The following is a 17,487-nucleotide window of genomic DNA, read 5'->3' on the forward strand; positions in this document are numbered from 1 at the left end:
TGCCGGTGGGGCGGGGCCCCTCACATCGGCCGTCACGCTCGAAAGGGCATCGGCCGATCGGTTGATGCGACCGTACGACCCGGCGGGGTACGGCCGAGCGGGTGCGGCCGTACGGCCGAGCGGGTGCATGCGTACGGCCGAGCGGGTGCATGCGTACGGCACGACGGGTGCAGCCGTACGGCCCGTCGAACGTTTCCCCAGGTCGGGGGGCCCAGGACCGGGCCGGGTCCGGCGGAAACCCGGTGGGAAGTGTCAGTGGCGATCCGTAGGCTCGCTGCTGATGGCCACGACACCCGCCCCCGCCCAGGACCGTTCCGCCGTGCGCTCGTTGCTGCGCCTGTGGCCGTACGTGCGGCCCGCGCGGGTGCGGCTGTTCAGTGCCGCGTTCGTCGCGATACTCGCCTCCTGCGTGGGCCTGGTGATCCCGCTCGTCCTGAAGTGGATGGTCGACGGGCCGATCGCCGGGCGGGACCCGGGCGGGGTGTGGCTCGGCGCGCTGTACCTGCTGCTGCTCGGCTTCGCGGAAGCCCTGCTGTTCGGGCTGCGGCGGTGGCTGGTGGCCCGTCCGCTCACCCACGTCGAGGCGTCCATGCGGGCGGGACTGTACCGGCACCTCCAGCGGCTGCCGGTGGCCTTCCACGACCGGTGGGCCTCGGGGCAGTTGCTCTCCCGCGGCACCACCGATCTGATGCTGCTGCGCCAGTTCCTCGCCTTCCCCCTGACCTTCCTGCTGGTCAACGGGGTGACGATCGTCGTGGGCGTGGTCATCATGCTGCTCCAGGACTGGACGCTGGGGCTGGTCGTCCTCGGACCCGCCGTGCCCGTGATGGTCACCTGCCTGGTCTTCGAGAAGCGGTACGCGCAGGTGGCCCGGCAGGCCCAGGACCAGGTCGGCGATCTGACGACGGTCGTCGAGGAGAGCGTGCTCGGCATCCGCGTCATCAAGGGCTTCGGCCGCCACCGGAGCCAGGCCCGGGCGTTCCGGGACCTGTCGCGGACGCTGCGCGGCACGGAACTGCGCAAGGCGCGGCTGCTGGCGACGATCTGGGGCGTCATCGTGACGCTGCCGGAGGTGGCGATCGGGGCGGCACTGGTGGTGGGGGCCGTCCAGGTGGCCGACGGTGCCCTGTCGGCGGGGACGCTGGTGGCGTTCCTGTCGACGGCGCTGGCGTTGCGGTGGCCGGTGGAGTCGATCGGGTTCCTGCTCGCGATGAGCCAGGAGGCGGCCGCGGCGACGGAGCGGTTCTTCGAGGTGATGGACGAGGAGACCGAGCACACCACTTCCGAGCGCGCCATCTCCGGGCACACCGCCTCCGGCGGCACCGCCTCCGAGCACACCGCCTGCATCGCGCGGACCGGCGCGAAGGACCTTCACGAGATGGGCCTGCGCTTCCACCACGTCCGGTTCCGCTACCCGGACGCCCCGCCCGGCACCCCTCCCGTCCTGCAGGACGTCGACCTGCACATCCGGCCCGGCGAGTCGATGGCCCTGGTCGGGGCCACCGGCAGCGGCAAGACCACCCTCACAGCGCTCGTCCCCCGCCTCTACGAGCTGACCTCGGGCCGCATCACCCTCGACGGCCGCGACATCACGCGGCTGTCCAGAGAAGCGCTGCGTGCCAAGGTCGCCGTGGCCTTCGAGGAGCCCACGCTGTTCTCGGCCGCGGTCCGCGACAACGTTCTCATGGGGGCGGCGGACACCGCGGGCACCGCCGATCTGGAGCGTGCCCTCGCCGTCGCCCAGGCCGACTTCGTCCATGCCCTGCCCCAGGGGACGGACACCCGGGTGGGCGAGCAGGGCCTCAGCCTCTCCGGTGGCCAGCGCCAGCGCCTCGCGCTCGCCCGGGCCGTGGTCGGGCAGCCGGAATTCCTTGTCCTGGACGACCCGCTGTCGGCCCTGGACGTGCACACCGAGGCAGCGGTCGAGGCCGCCCTGCGGCAGGTGCTGGCGGACACCACCGCCCTGATCGTCGCGCACCGCCCGTCCACCGTGCTGCTCGCCGACCGCGTCGCACTGCTGTCCGGCGGCCGGATCGCCGCGATCGGCACCCACCACGAACTGCTCCGTACGAACGCCGAGTACGCGCATCTGATGTCCGGGGAGACGTCAGGGGAAGAGGAGGGCGCACGATGACGGCGGCCACCGGCACACCGGCCGGCGACAAACCCGACGGCCGATCCGACGACCGGCCCGACGACCGTCCGGCCGGCACCGGCGACCCCTTCGACCAGGACGCCCTGCCCACCCCGCCGGGCGCCACCGGAGCCCTGCTGCGCTCCCTGCTCGCGCCCATGAAGGTGCGGGTCACCATCACGACACTCCTGCTGCTGCTCCAGCAGGCGGTCGTGCAGGCGGGCCCGCTGCTCGTGGCGTACGCCATCGACCGCGGCGTGCCGGCGTTCCGCGCGCAGGACCACGGGCCGCTGATCGCGGTGGGCGCCGGGTACCTGGCGTGTGCGCTGGCCGCGGGCGGGCTGCAGTTCGCGTTCGTCGCCGCCGCGGCCGGGGTCAGCCAGGACGTGCTGCTCGACCTGCGCGGCCGGATCTTCCGCCACGCGCAGGCGCTGAGCGTCGACTTCCACGAGCGCTACACCTCGGGCCGGCTCATCTCCCGCTCCACGACCGACGTGGAGTCGCTGCGCGAGCTGCTGGACGAGGGCCTCCAGGAGCTCGTGACGGTGATCCTGTCCTTCGTCTACATCTCGGCGATGCTGCTCTGGCTCGACCTGGGGCTCGGGGGCGTGGCGGTGGCGTCCCTGGTGCCGCTGTACGGGCTCGTGCGGTGGTACCAGCGACGGGCCGGGCGTGTGTACCGGGCGCGGTCGACCGCCATCGCGGCGGTGATCGTCAAGTTCGTCGAGACGATGAACGGCATCCGCCCGGTGCGCGCCTTCCGTCGCGAGTCCGCCAACGACGCGGACTTCGGCGAGCTCAACCGCCGTCACGAGCGGGTCAACGGCGACGCGCTGCTGGAGATGGCCCGCTACGTCACCGGCTCCCGCCTGGTAGCCAACACGGCGGTCGCGGCGATCGTCCTGTGGGGCGCCCACCGGGTCGCGCAGGGCACGCTGGCCCTCGGTGTGCTGGCGGCGGCCGTGCTGTACCTGCGGCGGCTGTACGACCCCATCGACCGGCTCGGGATGTTCCTGAACTCCTACCAGTCGGCGGCGGCCTCGCTGGAGAAGATCGCCGGCCTGCTCGCCCAGTGTCCGTCGGTCCCCGAGCCGGCCACACCCCGGCAGCTTCCGCCGCTGGAGAGCGAGCAGCCCGGCCGCGAAGTGGTCTTCGACGGCGTCCGCTTCGGCTACCGCACCGGCGGCGAGGTGCTGCCCGCGTTCGACCTCACCCTCCCGGCGGGGCAGACGGTCGCGGTCGTGGGGTCCACGGGCGCCGGCAAGTCGACGCTGGCCAAGCTGCTGGCCCGGTTCTACGACCCCTCCGGGGGCCGGGTGCTGCTGGACGGGGTCGACCTGCGCGACCTCCCCGTGCCGGAACTGCGGCGCGGGGTGGTCATGGTGACGCAGGAGGCGTTCCTGTTCTCCGGCACGGTCGCCGACAACATCGCGATCGGCCGCCCGGACGCCACCCGCGAGGAGATGGAGCAGGCGGCGAAGGAGATCGGCGCGCACGACTTCATCAGCTCCCTGCCCGACGGCTACGACACCGACGTGCGCAAGCGGGGTGGCCGGATCTCCGCCGGGCAGCGGCAACTGGTCGCGTTCGCCCGGGCGTTGCTGGCCGACCCGGCGGTGCTGATCCTCGACGAGGCGACCAGCTCGCTGGACGTGCCCGGGGAGCGTGCGGTGCAGCGGGCCATGACGACGGTGCTGAAGGGCCGTACGGCCGTGGTCATCGCGCACCGGCTGTCGACGGTGGAGATCGCGGACCGCGTCCTGGTGATGGAGCGCGGCCGGATCGTGGAGGACGGCGAACCGGCCGAACTCATCGCGGGCACGGGCAGGTTCGCGGATCTGCACCGGGCGTGGCGGGACAGTCTGGCGTAGAGCGGCGGAGGCGGAGGCGGAGGCGGAGGCGGGCGGATGATCGACGCGTACGAGGACCCCGGCACACCCGACCGGCGCGGCGGCGCCCGGTACCTGTGGTGGCTGGTCATGCGGCAGCCCGGGCGGTGTGCCGCCGGGGCGATGTTCGGCAGTGTGTGGATGGTGCTGCTTGCGGCCACGCCCTATCTGATGTCCCGGGCCATCGACGAAGGTCTGGAGCCCGGGGACATGAACGCGCTGGTGCTCTGGAGCGGCGCGCTGTTCGCGGTGGGGGCCTTCAACGCCTGGCTGAGCATCATGCGGCACCGCACCATGACGCGGGTCCGCATGGACGCCAACTTCCGGACGGTGAAGGTGGTGGTCGGCCAGGCGGTCCGGCTCGGGTCGTCGTTGTCCCGGCAGATGGGCGCGGGTGAGGTCGTCACGATCGGCGTGGGTGACGTCCAGACGATCAGCCAGTCCCTGACGGTCGTCGGCCCCGGCGTCGGCGCCGTCGTGGCCTATCTGGTCGTCGCCGCCCTGCTGATCTCGGTCTCCCCGCTCCTCGCCGCGGTCGTCCTGCTCGGCATTCCGGTCCTCGTCGTGCTGGTCGGCCCGCTGCTCGGCCGGCTGCAGGGCTCGGAGGCGGAGTACCGCGAACGTCAGGGCGTCCTGACCGCCCGCATCGGCGACCTCGCCGCCGGCCTGCGGGTCCTCGCCGGCCTCGGCGGCAAGGACCTGATCTCGGACGCCTTCCGCCGGGACTCCGGGCGGCTGCGCGAACAGGGCTACCGCGTCGGCGCGGTGACCAGCTGGGTCCAGGCCCTGGGCATCGGCCTGCCGACCCTGTTCCTCGCGGTGGTGACCTGGCTCGCGGCCCGCCTGGCCGCGCAGGGCCACATCACCGTGGGCGAGCTGGTGTCGGTCTACGGCTATGTGGCGGTCCTGGTGGGCCCGGTGTCCTTCTGGGTGGAGTGCGGCTACCAGATCAGCCGCGGCCTGGTGTGTGCCCGTCGGGTCGTACGCTTCCTGCGCCTGGAGCCGGTGCCCGACACCGGCACCCGGCACGCCCCGTCCGAGCCGTCGGTGCTGTACGACCCCGAGTCGGACGTGCGCGTCCGGCCGGGCCGCCTGACGGCGCTGGTGGCGGAGCACCCCGCGGACGCCACGGCCGTCCTGGACCGCCTGGCCCGCTACACCCTGTCGAACGCCACCTGGGGTGGGACCCGCCTGGACGACATCCCCCTGGCCCAGGTCAGGTCCCGCATCCTGCTGGCGGACCACGAGGCGGACCTGTTCGCCGGGACGCTCCGGGAGATGATCGCCCCTTCGCCGGGGGGCGCGGGGAGCTCCGCGAGCCGCCACGGAGAACCCGCGGACACCACACCGCGGGACCCGGCGACCCGGAGGGCGCTGCACACCGCCGCGGCCGAGGACATCGTCCAGGCGCTCCCCGACGGCCTGAACTCCCCGATGACCGCGCAGGCGCGCAACCTCAGCGGCGGCCAGCGCCAGCGCATCCGCCTGGCGAGAGCACTCCTGGCCGATCCGGAGATCCTCCTCGCCGTCGAACCCACCTCGGCCCTGGACGCCCACACGGAGGCCACGGTGGCCTCCCGGCTCGCCGCGGCGCGGCACGGCCGCACCACGGTCGTCACCACGACCTCCCCCCTGGTCCTGGACCACGCGGACACCGTCCTCTTCCTGCAGGCCGGCAAGGTCGCCGCCGGCGGCACCCACCACGAACTCCTGGATTCCACCCCCGGCTACCGAGCCGTCGTCGCACGGGACACCGAGGAGGCCCTGGGATGACCCGCACCCATCTCCCCGTCGCCGCACGGCAGGACGTCCGGCGCGCGATGGTGGACCTCGTACGCGTGGACACCCGGGCCTTCTGCACGGTCCTCGCTCTCAACGCCCTGGCAGCCCTGGCCGGTCTCGCGGGGCCGTGGCTGCTCGGCCGGATGATCGACGACGTACGGGCGGGCCACGGCGTCGCAGCCGTCGACCGGCTCGCCCTCTCCCTATTCCTGTGCGCCCTCGCCCAGTTGCTCCTGGCCCGCTGGGCCCGTTACGTGGGCCACCGCTTCGGTGAACGGACCCTGGCCCGCGTGCGGGAACGGTTCGTGGACCGCGCCCTCGCGCTGCCCGCCTCGGTGGTCGAGCGAGCCGGCACCGGCGACCTCACCGCCCGCGGCACCTCCGACGTCACCACCGTCGGCAACACCCTGCGCGACGCCGGCCCGGAGCTGCTCGTCAACCTCGTCCAGTGCCTGTTCCTGATCGGCGCGGTCTTCCTCCTGGACCCCTGGCTCGGCGCCCTCGGGCTGCTCGGGTTCACGCCCATCCGGCTGGCGTTGCGCTGGTACCTGCGCCGGGCCCGGGACGGCTACCTCGCCGAGGGGGCGGCCACCTCGGACGTCGCGGAGATCCTCGCGGCGACCGCGTCCGGCGCCCGTACGGTCGAGGCGTTCCGCCTGGAAAGGCGGCGCACGGCCGCGAGCCGGGACGCCCTGGAGACCTCCCGCCGCACCCGCTTCCACACGCTCTACCTGCGCAGTGTGTTCTTCCCTGCCGTGGAGGTGTCCTACGTGCTGCCCGTGGCCGGTGTGCTGGTGATCGGCGGGGTGCTGCACTCCTCGGGCGCGATGAGTCTCGGGGCGGTGGTGGCGGCGGCCCTGTACCTGCACCAGCTGAGCAACCCGCTCGACGAGATCCTGGTCCGGGTCGAGCAACTGCAGAGCAGCGGGGCCTCGTTCGCCCGGGTGGAAGGGCTCGCCCGGGCGTCGCGGGGCGACGGGGAGGGCGAGTGCCCGGATCCCGACGGTGACCGGATCGACGTCGTGGGGGCGCGCTACGCGTACGACGGGGGCGTGGAGGTGCTGCACGGTGTCGATCTGACGGTCCGCCCCGGGGAGCGGCTCGCCCTGGTCGGGCCGTCCGGGGCGGGCAAGACCACGCTGAGCCGGCTGATGGCGGGCGTCGACGCGCCGACGGCGGGCTCGGTGACGGTCGGCGGCGTGCCGGTGGCCGGACTGGGGCCGGAGCGGCTGCGCCGTCAGGTCGTCCTGGTCACCCAGGAGCACCACGTGTTCCTCGGCTCGGTCCGCGACAATCTGCGGATCGCCGAACCGGTCGCGGACGACGAGCGGTTGTGGGACGCGCTGGCCGTGGTCGGCGCCGACGCGTGGGTGCGGGAGCTGCCGGAGGGGCTGGACACCCCGCTGGGGCAGGGCGGTCGCCGTACCGACGGTTCGCAGGCGCAGCAACTCGCTCTGGCCCGCGTGGTGCTGGCGGACCCGCACACGCTGATCCTCGACGAGGCGACCGCGCTGCTCGACCCGACGACAGCCCGGCACACCGAGCGGGCCCTGGCCGCCGTCCTGGAGGGGCGCACCGTCATCGCCGTCGCCCACCGGCTGCACACCGCGCACGACGCCGACCGGGTGGCGGTGATGGAAGACGGCCGGCTGACCGAACTCGGCACGCACCACGAGCTGGTGGCGGCCGGTGGAACCTATGCGGCGCTGTGGCACTCGTGGCACGGGGATCCGCGCGAGGAGCACGGGAATCCTCCCGGCGGCGGCAACGCGTCCGTATAGCGAACATGAACTTCCGGACAACGAACCGTTTCCGGCCATACTTTTGACGCGGTCCTGACAGAAAGCGCGCTCCCCTGCCACGCTTCCCACGACTGCTCCACAGGAACCCCACAGCAACACCTCCACCTCCCCAGGCCGGGCGACCCCCGGTCCCGCAGAAGGAGTCAGTGTTGAGAAGCAGTTCCTCGCGAAGAGGCACCTCCCACAGACGCACTCCCCACACCCCTCGCCGCACCGCGGCCGTGGCCCTCGCCGGCGTCGCCGCGCTGATCGCCGCCGCCGTCCAGAGCGGCACGGCCACCGCGGCCCCCGAGCAGGCGCCGCCGGCCGCGAGCAAGGCGATCCCCGGCTCGGAGTCGGTCAAGCTCAGCCCGGCCCAGCGCGCCGCGCTGATCCGCAAGGCCGAGGCCGGCAAGGCGCAGACCGCCCGGGACCTGGGTCTCGGCGCCAAGGAGAAGCTGGTCGTCCGTGACGTCGTGAAGGACGCCGACGGCACGGTCCACACCCGCTACGAGCGCACCTACGACGGCCTGCCCGTCCTCGGCGGCGACCTCGTCGTCAAGACCGCCGCGTCCGGTGCGACCAAGTCGGTCGTCAAGGCGACCCGCGCCGCCATCAAGCCGGCCACCACCACCGCCGCCGTCTCCGCCGCCAAGGCGCGGAAGCAGGCGCTGGCCGCCGCGAAGGCGGACGACACCAAGAGCGCCGACGTCGACAAGGCCCCGCGCAAGGTGATCTGGGCCGCGAACGGCAAGCCGGTCCTCGCCTACGAGACCGTCGTCGGCGGCCTCCAGGAGGACGGCACCCCGAACGAGCTGCACGTCGTCACCGACGCCACCACGGGTGCCAAGCTCTACGAGTACCAGGGCATCGAGACCGGCACCGGCAACACGATGTACAGCGGCACGGTGACGCTCGGCACCACGCAGTCGGGGTCGACGTACAACCTCACGGACGGCACGCGCGGCAACCACAAGACCTACAACCTCAACCGCGGCACCTCCGGCACCGGCACCCTCTTCTCCGGCCCCGACGACGTGTGGGGCAACGGCAGCCCCTCCAACGCCGAGACCGCCGGCGCGGACGCGCACTACGGCGCGGCGCTGACGTGGGACTACTACAAGAACGTGCACGGGCGTTCGGGCATCAAGGGCGACGGCGTCGGCGCCTACTCCCGGGTCCACTACGGCAACAACTACGTCAACGCCTTCTGGTCCGACAGCTGCTTCTGCATGACCTACGGCGACGGCTCGGGCAACACCCACCCGCTGACGTCCATCGACGTGGCCGGTCACGAGATGACCCACGGCGTCACGTCCAACACCGCGGGCCTCGTCTACAGCGGCGAGTCCGGCGGTCTGAACGAGGCCACCTCCGACATCTTCGGATCGACGGTCGAGTTCTACGCGAACAACTCCTCCGACGTCGGTGACTACCTCATCGGCGAGGAGATCGACATCAACGGCGACGGCAGCCCGCTGCGCTACATGGACAAGCCCAGCAACCCGCTGCGCTACATGGACAAGCCCAGCAAGGACGGCTCGTCCAAGGACAGCTGGTACTCGGGCATCGGCTCGGTCGACGTGCACTACTCGTCGGGCCCCGCCAACCACTTCTTCTACCTGCTCTCCGAGGGCAGCGGCACCAAGACCATCAACGGTGTCACGTACAACTCGGCCACCTCGGACGGCCTTCCGGTCACCGGCATCGGCCGGGACAAGGCGGAGAAGATCTGGTTCCGCGCGCTCACCACGAAGTTCACCTCGAACACCAACTACGCGGGGGCCCGCACCGGCACCCTCGCGGCCACCGGTGAGCTGTACGGCACGGACAGCGCCGAGTACAAGGCGGTCCAGGACGCGTGGGCGGGCGTCAACGTCGGCACCCGCTCCGGCGGCGGCGGGGGCGGCGGCACGTCCTTCGAGAACACCGCCGACGTGGCGATCCCGGACCGGGGCGCGGCGGTCAACTCGCCGGTCACCGTCTCCGGCCGGACGGGCAACGCGCCGTCCAACCTCCAGGTCTCGGTGGACATCGTCCACACCTACATCGGTGACCTCAAGGTCGACCTGGTCGCCCCCGACGGCACGGTCTACACGCTGAAGGGCTACGGCACCGGCGGAAGCGCCGACAACATCAACACCACCTACACGGTGAACGCCTCCTCCGAGGTGGCCAACGGCGTCTGGAACCTGCGGGTCCAGGACAACGCGGCCATCGACACCGGCTACATCAACAGCTGGAAGTTGACGTTCCCGTAGATCCGTAGGCCGGCAGGTCCACAGGCCGTGGATACGCGGTCCGGTGGGCCCTCGAAGTCAGGGCGCCGCCCCGGTGGGTTCGAATCCCCCGGGGCGGCGTCCGTTTCACGTGTCCTCGCGTACATCTGGCCGTCGTTTTCCGGCCAACATCACCCCCACTCCTGTCATGTACGCGCCCTGAGTGCCACTCTTCCCCCACCCGCACGGCACCACCGCAGCACAGCACTTCCCCCACATCGAGGAGCTTGTGTGTCCACCTCTTTCTACGCGCGTCAAAAGCGCGCCACGCTGGCCATCGCCACCGCCGTCGCCGCCGGTGCCCTGCTCACCACCGGTCTGACCTCCACGAGCAGCGTCGCCGCGGACTCCGCGAGCAAGCCGGCCCTCGCGGCCGCTCCCGTCCTGCTCTCCGCGCAGGCCCGCACCGCGCTCGTGCGGGAGCAGCAGGCGGACGCCACGAGGACCGCCGACGCGATAGGCCTCGGCTCCCAGGAGAAGCTGGTCGTCAAGGACGTCGTGAAGGACGTCGACGGCTCGGTGCACACCCGCTACGAGCGCACCTACGCGGGCCTGCCGGTCCTCGGCGGCGACCTCGTGGTGCACGAGTCGAAGTCCGGTGCGACCAAGGGCGTCACCAGAGCCACCAAGGCGGCCCTGAAGGTCGCCTCGCTCAAACCCGCGGTCACCGCCGCCAAGGCCGAGAAGCAGGCCGTGACCCTCGCCAAGGCCGCCGGCTCGGAGAAGACCGAGGCGGACTCCGCGCCCCGCAAGGTGATCTGGGCCGCGAACGGCAAGCCGGTCCTCGCCTACGAGACCGTCGTCGGCGGCCTCCAGGAGGACGGCACCCCGAACGAGCTGCACGTCATCACCGACGCCGCCACCGGCAAGAAGCTGTACGAGTACCAGGGCGTCGAGACGGGCACCGGCAACACCACCTACAGCGGCGCCGTCACCCTCAGCACCACCAAGTCCGGCTCGACGTACAACCTGACGGACGGCACCCGCGGCGGCCACAAGACCTACAACCTCAACCGCGGCACCTCCGGCACCGGCACCCTCTTCTCCGGCTCCGACGACGTGTGGGGCACCGGCAGCCCGTCCAACGCCGAGACCGCCGCCGCCGACGCCCACTACGGCGCCCAGATCACCTGGGACTTCTACAAGAACACCTTCGGCCGCAACGGCATCCGCAACGACGGCAAGGCCGCCTACTCCCGGGTCCACTACGGCAGCAACTACGTCAACGCCTTCTGGTCCGACAGCTGCTTCTGCATGACCTACGGCGACGGCTCGGGCAACACCCACCCGCTGACCTCGCTGGACGTGGCCGCCCACGAGATGAGCCACGGTCTGACGTCGGCCACGGCGGGCCTCAACTACAGCGGCGAGTCGGGCGGCCTGAACGAGGCCACCAGCGACATCTTCGGCGCGGGTGCCGAGTTCTTCGCGAACAACTCCTCCGACGTCGGTGACTACCTCATCGGCGAGGAGATCGACATCAACGGCGACGGCAGCCCGCTGCGCTACATGGACAAGCCCAGCAAGCTACATGGACAAGCCCAGCAAGGACGGCTCGTCCAAGGACGCCTGGTCCTCCAGTCTCGGGAGCGTGGACGTCCACTACTCCTCCGGTCCCGCCAACCACTTCTTCTACCTGCTGTCCGAGGGCAGCGGCTCGAAGACCATCAACGGCGTGACCTACAACTCGCCCACCTCCAACGGCTCCACGGTCACCGGCATCGGCCGGACCAAGGCGCTGCAGATCTGGTACAAGGCGCTGACGACGTACATGACGTCGACGACCAAGTACGCCCAGGCCCGTACGGCGACCCTGAACGCCGCCTCGGCGCTGTACGGCGCCTCCAGCACCGAGTACAAGGCGGTCGCGGCCGCCTGGTCGGCCGTCAACGTCGGCTGACCGCAGCACGGCCACGGGCGGCACCCGGATCGCAGGACGGTCCGGGTGCCGCCTTACTCTTGGTGCTCATGTCTTCGCAGGACTTCACCTACGCCGATGTCGGCGCCACCCGTGACCAGGGTTTCTGCCCGCCGGGCTTCCGTCCCATGAACGTACGCACCCGTCTCGGCGAGGGCGAGGACGTCTTCCGCCGGGCCGCGGAGGCCGTCCTCACCTGGCAGATGCACCGGGCGATGGGCGTCGGCCTCGACGCGAGCGCGGACCGGGCCGCCCCCGGCGTCGACGTCACCGTCACCCTCGCCGGCATGATCAAGGCTCCCTGCCGCGTGGTCTGGACGGTCGAGGAACCCCGCCGCGCCGGCTGGGCCTACGGCACCCTGCCCGGCCACCCGGAGACCGGCGAGGAGTCCTTCGTGGTCGACCGCACGGGAGACGGCACGGTGTGGCTGACGGTCAACGCGTTCAGCCGCCCCGCCAAGTGGTACGCGAAGGCGGGCGGCCCGGCGACGAGAGGCTTCCAGCACGCGTATGCGCGACGGTGCGGCGCCGTCCTGCGGAACCTCGCGACGCAGAGCGGTGAGTCACCCTGAGGGGCGCGGGGCCGTATCGATGTGCGGCTCCGCCGCGTAGGCGCGCCCAGCCCCCACGCACCCGCAGCCGGACTCACCGCATCAGCAGCCCCGCAGCCGCGACCAGTTCCTCGGAAGGCCCGGCAACCAAGCCCAGCTCCGCGCTCGAAGCCATAAGCCGGTGCGCGGGCAGGATCCGCACCGTGTACCCAAAAGGCCCGGTGCGATCCAGCGACAAGGGCCCTTCATAGACCCAGCGTCCGTCCTGGTCGGGCGACCCCACCGGCTTCAGGGGAACAACCGTCGCGTCCCCGATCCGGTCCTCCTCGTCCACCCGCCCCGAGACGACCTGGACGTCCACGTCGTCCGGCCCGAGATCGCCGAGGGCGACCCGCACCCGAAGCCCCAGCGTCGTCCCGAGCTCCGCCAGTGCCTCCGACGCCGACGTCTCCACATGGTCGACGGTGACCCCCGGCCACGCCGCCCGCACCCTCGTCTTCCACTCGGCGAGATCACGCGCCGCGTCCGGCCCCACGGCCCGGTGGGAGAGCGCGGCCGGCGCGTAGAGCCGCTCCACGTACTCGCGGACCATCCGCCCGGCCAGCACCTTGGGCCCGAGCAGGCTCAGCGTGTGCCGGACCATCTCGATCCAACGGTCGGGCAGCCCGCTGCGCCCCCGCTCGTAGAAGCGGGGCGTCACCCGCTGCTCCAGCAGGTCGTACAGCGCCGCGGCCTCTATGTCGTCCCGGTGGTCCTGGTCGGTGGCGACGCCGTCCGCCGTGGGGATGGCCCAGCCGAAGTCGGGCTGGAACCACTCGTCCCACCAGCCGTCGAGGACCGACAGGTTGAGACAGCCGTTGAGCGCGGCCTTCATGCCGGACGTGCCACAGGCCTCCAGCGGCCGGAGCGGGTTGTTCAGCCAGATGTCGCAGCCGGGGTACAGCTTCTGCGCCATCGCCATGCCGTAGTCGGGCAGGAAGACGATCCGGTGCCGTACCCGCGGGTCGTCCGCGAACCGCACCAGCTCCTGCACCAGCCGCTTGCCGCCGTCGTCCGCGGGGTGCGCCTTGCCCGCCACGACGATCTGGACCGGCCGCTCGGGGTGCAGCAACAACTCCATGAGCCGGTCCCGGTCGCGCAGCATCAGCGTCAGGCGCTTGTACGAGGGCACGCGCCGGGCGAAGCCGATCGTCAGGACGTCCGGGTCGAGCACGTCGTCGATCCAGCCCAGCTCGGCCGTGTGGGCGCCGCGCTGCCGCCAGGAGGCCCGCAGCCGCTCCCGCACCTCTTGCACGAGCTGCTCGCGCAGCACCCGCCGCAGGTCGAAGATGTCCTGGTCGGGGATGTCGGCGACCGCGTCCCAGCGGTCCGAGCCGCCGACGGTCATCGCGTCCTCGGCGCGCCGGCCGCCGATCTGCCGGGCGCCCAGCTCGAACACCTCGGGGGCGACCCAGGTGGGGGCGTGCACCCCGTTGGTCACGGACGTGATCGGCACCTCGTCGGCGTCGAAGCCGGGCCACAGTCCGGAGAACATCTCGCGGCTGACGTTGCCGTGCAGCAGGGAGACGCCATTGGCGCGCTGGGCCAGGCGCAGCCCCATCACGGCCATGTTGAAGAGGTTGGGCTCCCCGCCCGGGTAGGTCTCCATGCCCAGCCGCAGGATGCGGTCGACGTCGATGCGGGGCAGTTCGGCGTCGGGGCCGAAGTGCCGGGCGACCAGCTCGCGGTCGAAACGGTCGATGCCGGCCGGTACGGGGGTGTGGGTGGTGAAGACCGTCCCGGCGCGCACCGACTCCAGCGCCGAGTCGAAGTCCAGCCCGTCCGCGCACAGTTCCGCGATGCGCTCCAGGCCGAGGAACCCCGCGTGGCCCTCGTTGGTGTGGAAGACCTCCGGCGTGGGGTGGCCGGTCAGCCGGCAGTACGTCCGTACCGCCCGGACCCCTCCTATGCCCAGGAGCATCTCCTGGAGCAGCCGGTGCTCGCTGCCGCCGCCGTAGAGCCGGTCGGTCACGCCGCGCTCGCCGAGGTCGTTCTCCTCGACGTCGGAGTCCAGCATCAGCAGCGGGACCCGGCCGACCTGCGCCAGCCAGATCCGGGCGTGCAGCTGTTTGCCGCCGGGCAGGGCGAGGGCAACCTGGGCGGGCGTGCCGTCGGGCTCCTCGAGCTGGACGACGGGCAGCTCGTTCGGGTCGAGGACGGGGTAGTGCTCCTGCTGCCAGCCGTCCCGGGACAGGGTCTGGCGGAAGTAGCCGTGCCGGTAGAGCAGGCCGACGCCGATCAGCGGGACGCCGAGGTCGCTGGCCGCCTTGAGGTGGTCGCCGGCCAGGATGCCGAGGCCGCCGGAGTACTGGGGCAGGGCGGCCGTGATGCCGAACTCGGGTGAGAAGTAGGCGATCGCGGCGGGCAGTTCCTCGGGCTGGGTCTGGTACCAGCGGTCGCCGGTGGTGTAGTCGTGCAGGTCGCCCGCGACCGCGGTCAGGCGGCGCAGGAACGGGCGGTCCCCGGCCAGCTCCGCCAGCCGTGCGGGCGGCACGCTGCCGAGCAGCCGGACGGGGTCGCCGCCCGAGGCGGCCCACCGCTCGGGGTCGACGGACCGGAACAGCTCCCGGGTCTCCGCGTGCCACGACCAGCGCAGGTTGCGGGCCAGGTCGCTGAGCGGCCGGAGGGGGTCGGGGAGAACGGGTCGGACGGTGAATCGACGGATCGCCTTCAAGGGTTCCACCTCGGCGCGTTCGCAGGATTTCGCAGGGCTTCGACGACGTCTCCTACGACAGTACCCACGTCGGCGCCGCCGCGGCCGACGCTCCGCCTCGCGACCCCCGATCGGCCTGAACGGCACCATCGGCGGATATGGCCGATTCCACCCCCGTAGGCGTCCTTGTGGTGCTTCACCCGCCACGAGAGGCTGCCTCTGGCGTACCGGCCCGTGCCCGCCGCACGCGACGCCGCGCGGCCGCCGTACGCCGAGTCGAGGAGGGGACATCGGACCATGGCTCGGACGCGCGAGCGCAGTCTGCGGCGGACGGGGGGCCTGGTCGCGGCGATCTGTGTCGCGGCGTTTTCGGCCACCACCCTGCCCGCGCAGGCCGTACCGGAGGGGCGGATACTCCTCGCCGGATCACCCGGCTCCGTGCAGGGGAGTTACCTGGTCACACTGAAGGGCGGCACGCAGGCCCGGTCGGCGGCCGGAAAGGCCCTCGCCGGAAAGTACGGGGTGGAGATCAGCCATGTCTACGGCACGGTCCTGAACGGCTACGCGGTCCGCGCTGACGAGAGACAGGCCGGACGGCTGGCCGCCGACCCGCGGGTCGCCTCGGTCGTCCAGGACACCCGCGTGCGCCTGGACGGCGTGCAGAAGGCACCCCCGTCCTGGGGGCTGGACCGCCTCGACCAGCCGCGGCTGCCTCTGGACCGGAGCTTCACCTGGCCCCGGTCGGCCGGTGCGGGGGTGACGGTGTACGTGATCGACACCGGCGTGCGGACCACCCACCGGGACTTCGGAGGCCGGGCGTCCCACGGCTGGGACTTCGTCGGGAACGACCCGGTGGCCTCGGACGCGGACGGCCACGGCACGCACGTGGCCGGCACGGTCGCCGGGGCGACCCACGGCGTCGCCAGGAAGGCCCGGATCGTCTCCGTGCGCGTCCTCGACGCGGCGGGCGGGGGCACCACGGCCCGGGTGATCGCCGGGATCGACTGGGTGACCCGGCACGCGAGGAAGCCCGCGGTCGCCAACCTCAGCCTGGGCGGACCGCGCAACGAACGGCTGGACGCCGCCGTCCGCGCCTCGATCGCCTCCGGCGTCACCTACACGGTCGCCGCGGGCAACGACGGCAGGCCGGCGGGACTGTATTCCCCGGGGAGCGTGAAACAGGCCCTCACGGTCGGCGCGACCGACCGTGAGGATAGAAAACCGGCCTTCTCCAATCACGGTTTGGCGCTCGATCTGTTCGCGCCGGGCGTCGGTATCACCGCCGCGTCCGCCGTGAGCGACACCGCGTGGGCCACCCTCTCGGGCACCTCGATGGCGTCCCCGCACGCCGCCGGCGCGGCCGCGCTCTATCTGGCCGATCATCCGAAAGCCGCTCCGGCGCAGGTCGGGAGGGCTCTGACCGCGCGAGCGGCGACCGGGAAGGTCTCCGGCGCGGGCATCGGTTCGCCGGACAGGTTACTGCGGGTGCCGCGCGTGTAGGGCGAAGGAGCGGCCACGCCAGGAGCCGGCCTCGTCCGTCGCGGACGAGGCCGGTCTTGTGTGTCGACATACGCGTGAGTAGTTAACAAAGTGCCGGATTGCCCACCCGAATAGGGTGGGAAGGCTCCTGCGGGTACCCCTCTCAGGAGCACCATGCAGGACCCACCTCCCCACAGACATCCGCCTACCCACGTTGACGCGGACAGGAGCGGTCATGCCCGCCAAGCACCACTCGCCAGCACCCCCCAACCGCCGCACCACCGGGGCGCGCGCACCCGGCGGCGAAGCACGCCCCGCACGCCCGGCCGCCGCCGGTACACCGGCCGCGCCACCACCCCCCGTGAGCGACACGACCGCCGTCGGGCGCATACCCGTCCTGGACGTCCGTCCGGCGGTCCAGCGGGGACGCCGGCCGGCCAAGGCCGTCACCGGCGAGACCTTCGAGATCTCGGCGACCGTGTTCCGGGAGGGGCACGACGCGGTGGCCGCCGATGTCGTCCTGAAGGACCCCGAGGGCCGCCCCGGCCCGTTCACGCCGATGCGCGAGCTGGCCCCCGGGACGGACCGGTGGGGCGCCACGGTCACCGCGGGGGAGCCCGGGCTGTGGACGTTCACCGTCGAGGCATGGGGGGACCCGGTCAGTACCTGGCGCCATCACGCCGAGATCAAGATCCCGGCGGGCATGGACACGGACGTCGTCCTGGAGGAGGGCGCGCGTCTGTACGAGCGGGCAGCCGCCGGTGTGCCCGAGGAGGAGGGACTGCGCGCAGTGATCCTCACCGCCGTCGACGCCCTGCGGGACGAGGACCGCCCCGCGGCGGTTCGTCTGGCGGCGGCGCTGACGCCGGAGGTCGACGCGGTCCTGGCCCGGCACCCGCTGCGGGACCTGGTCACCAGCAGCGAGCCGCTGCCGCTGCTCGTGGAGCGCGAGCGGGCCCTGTACGGCTCCTGGTACGAGTTC

At 72.2% G+C, this 17,487-nt stretch carries 8 protein-coding genes and 2 pseudogenes; 9 read left to right on the forward strand and 1 reads right to left on the reverse strand.

Going from position 1 to position 17,487, the window contains the following annotated elements:
* The first annotated feature begins 280 nt into the window (after positions 1-280).
* From ADK65_RS06755 to ADK65_RS06785, 7 genes and pseudogenes are all read left to right on the forward strand, one after another.
* Positions 281-2,134, forward strand: coding sequence for an ABC transporter ATP-binding protein (locus tag ADK65_RS06755; RefSeq protein WP_053668878.1), 1,854 nt, complete (start codon positions 281-283; stop codon positions 2,132-2,134).
* Positions 2,131-4,005: an ABC transporter ATP-binding protein gene (locus ADK65_RS06760; protein ID WP_053668879.1), complete on the forward strand. Its 1,875-nt coding sequence runs from the start codon at positions 2,131-2,133 to the stop codon at positions 4,003-4,005. Before ADK65_RS06755 ends, ADK65_RS06760 begins: the two co-directional genes overlap by 4 nt.
* A gap of 36 nt (positions 4,006-4,041) precedes the next feature.
* Positions 4,042-5,796, forward strand: coding sequence for an ABC transporter transmembrane domain-containing protein (locus ADK65_RS06765; RefSeq protein WP_053668880.1), 1,755 nt, complete (start codon positions 4,042-4,044; stop codon positions 5,794-5,796).
* Positions 5,793-7,586 (forward strand): ABC transporter ATP-binding protein, encoded by a 1,794-nt coding sequence (locus ADK65_RS06770; RefSeq protein WP_053668881.1) that lies wholly within the window; start codon positions 5,793-5,795, stop codon positions 7,584-7,586. Before ADK65_RS06765 ends, ADK65_RS06770 begins: the two co-directional genes overlap by 4 nt.
* 170 nt (positions 7,587-7,756) lie before the next feature.
* Positions 7,757-9,847 carry a M4 family metallopeptidase gene (locus ADK65_RS06775; protein WP_053668882.1) on the forward strand — a complete coding sequence of 697 codons (2,091 nt, stop codon included), beginning with the start codon at positions 7,757-7,759 and terminating at the stop codon, positions 9,845-9,847.
* 249 nt (positions 9,848-10,096) lie between these two features.
* Positions 10,097-11,765, forward strand: a pseudogene (locus ADK65_RS06780) (M4 family metallopeptidase).
* 98 nt (positions 11,766-11,863) lie between these two features.
* A pseudogene (locus ADK65_RS06785) lies at positions 11,864-12,355 on the forward strand (DUF1990 domain-containing protein); the annotation flags it as partial.
* Between the two features lie 73 nt (positions 12,356-12,428).
* On the opposite strand, the gene ADK65_RS06790 reads toward ADK65_RS06785, so the two are convergent.
* The gene (locus ADK65_RS06790; RefSeq protein ID WP_053668884.1) at positions 12,429-15,047 is read right to left on the reverse strand and encodes a glycosyltransferase family 1 protein; all 2,619 of its coding nucleotides are present in this window, start codon (positions 15,045-15,047) and stop codon (positions 12,429-12,431) included.
* A 276-nt stretch (positions 15,048-15,323) separates the two neighbouring features.
* Here ADK65_RS06790 and ADK65_RS06795 point away from each other — a divergent pair, with 276 nt between their 5' ends.
* Positions 15,324-16,526 (forward strand): S8 family peptidase, encoded by a 1,203-nt coding sequence (locus ADK65_RS06795; protein ID WP_053668885.1) that lies wholly within the window; start codon positions 15,324-15,326, stop codon positions 16,524-16,526.
* Positions 16,527-16,740: 214 nt separating this feature from the next.
* Positions 16,741-17,487: maltotransferase domain-containing protein (locus tag ADK65_RS06800; RefSeq protein WP_159038732.1), on the forward strand; the 747-nt coding region annotated here is incomplete at its 3' end.

The sequence above is a fragment of the Streptomyces sp. NRRL B-1140 genome, assembly GCF_001280065.1.
Classification (GTDB): domain Bacteria; phylum Actinomycetota; class Actinomycetes; order Streptomycetales; family Streptomycetaceae; genus Streptomyces.

Coding starts and splice junctions, on each gene's coding strand:
- ADK65_RS06765 (WP_053668880.1), top strand. CDS start 4,042: ATGATCGACGCGTACGAGGACCCCGGCACACCCGACCGGCGCGGCGGC.
- ADK65_RS06770 (WP_053668881.1), top strand. CDS start 5,793: ATGACCCGCACCCATCTCCCCGTCGCCGCACGGCAGGACGTCCGGCGC.
- ADK65_RS06795 (WP_053668885.1), top strand. CDS start 15,324: ATGGCTCGGACGCGCGAGCGCAGTCTGCGGCGGACGGGGGGCCTGGTC.
- ADK65_RS06755 (WP_053668878.1), top strand. CDS start 281: ATGGCCACGACACCCGCCCCCGCCCAGGACCGTTCCGCCGTGCGCTCG.
- ADK65_RS06760 (WP_053668879.1), top strand. CDS start 2,131: ATGACGGCGGCCACCGGCACACCGGCCGGCGACAAACCCGACGGCCGA.